This is a genomic window from Vibrio sp. Vb0304 (genome assembly GCF_033338995.1).
GTDB classification, from domain to species: domain Bacteria; phylum Pseudomonadota; class Gammaproteobacteria; order Enterobacterales; family Vibrionaceae; genus Vibrio; species Vibrio alginolyticus.
This window is the reverse complement of the sequence record NZ_JAWOTT010000224.1, coordinates 1-1,192: the sequence shown is the minus strand read 5'-3', so window position 1 is coordinate 1,192 and position 1,192 is coordinate 1. Positions and strand designations below refer to the sequence as shown.

Here is a 1,192-nt window from a genome sequence, read left to right as displayed (position 1 = left end):
AAGCTAGCGACCTTTTCGTCTGCAGTGACTAAAGTGTCTTTACTAAAATGGTGAGGATTTCGACAAGAGCCATGAAGAACGTAATCGGCTTTCTCGCTGATCACAAACTCCAATCCTTGATGTGAATATTGGTCTTGTTCATAGCTCAGATGTGGTAACAGCTCAGTCAATAGACCATCTTGAGTTTGAATTTGATAGCGAAGCGGTTGATGAGTTGGGTAATCACCTTTAATGGCGAGTAAGCTTACCCACGCTCTCTGACCTATTTGGAGCTGCTGAAGTTCATCAAGTGATTGTGATGTGTATACGTTGTGAGTGCTTGCATCCATTACTTCAACCACGCCTTTAAGAGGCTTGGTCGTCACTAGCCAAATGTTGATTTCAGACGCGGTGACTTTGCGCAGGACAGGCCCTGCAATAATAAGAGGAAGGGGAGTAGGTTCAGTATTGGTCAACGTTGTTGGCAAAGCGCTTCCTTATGTATCTGATTCTTCTTCTAATACTTCGATGACTTGAGAGCTGCTAAGTTCATGCCCCATTAAGAACAAACCTAACATCGCATCCGCTTTTGATGCGTTGTCACTGTCTTCATCCAGAATTTGTTGCAGGCGAGTGCGGATCAAATCTATTTCATGATCGACAAAACCACGGCCTTCTTCTTCACCTTGTCCATCTTCAGGTGCGTTATCGAAGTGCAAAAACAGGAGCTCACCATCGAGCTTGGTATCCACTAATCTTTCAGGTAGCCACTCTTCTCCCATCACGATGTCTGGGTTGGAGTTAGACGGCAAATTATTGAGGATAGAGATAAGTTCTGATGCTTTCACGTTTACTTCGTTATGTTTAAGTTCAAGCTAAACCCATAAGTGGCTGCTTTTAATGATTTTTGATGACGACATGCCTAGATTACTGGCATAGTTCGTTGTTAGGTTAACAACGCACTGAGATTATGTTCATGCCAACGTATCAAAGTGCATGACGCGAACTGTCACGCACATGACAACGTTAAGTATTGTAACGGCTAATATCGAAAGAACATAAGCTTAATTCACTGATTTTCTCCATCAACTTTGATTAAAACCCATGAAGAGATTGAAACAAGCCACCATGATGCTTCCGCTCGCTGCGGCTGTATCAACGGCTTATGCAACAGATGAGCAAACGTGGGGCATTGCCGCCATGTATCGCACGG

The 1,192-nt window shown here is 43.7% G+C and carries 1 protein-coding gene and 1 pseudogene; both read right to left on the bottom strand.

The genetic code is table 11. The features are described 5' to 3' along the window. A pseudogene (locus R7P35_RS25170) lies at window positions 1-467 on the bottom strand (alkaline phosphatase family protein); the annotation flags it as partial. Between the two features lie 9 nt (window positions 468-476). Then, the gene (locus R7P35_RS25165) at window positions 477-827 is read right to left on the bottom strand and encodes a hypothetical protein (protein WP_021449112.1); all 351 of its coding nucleotides are present in this window, start codon (window positions 825-827) and stop codon (window positions 477-479) included. Window positions 828-1,192: the final 365 nt, after the last annotated feature.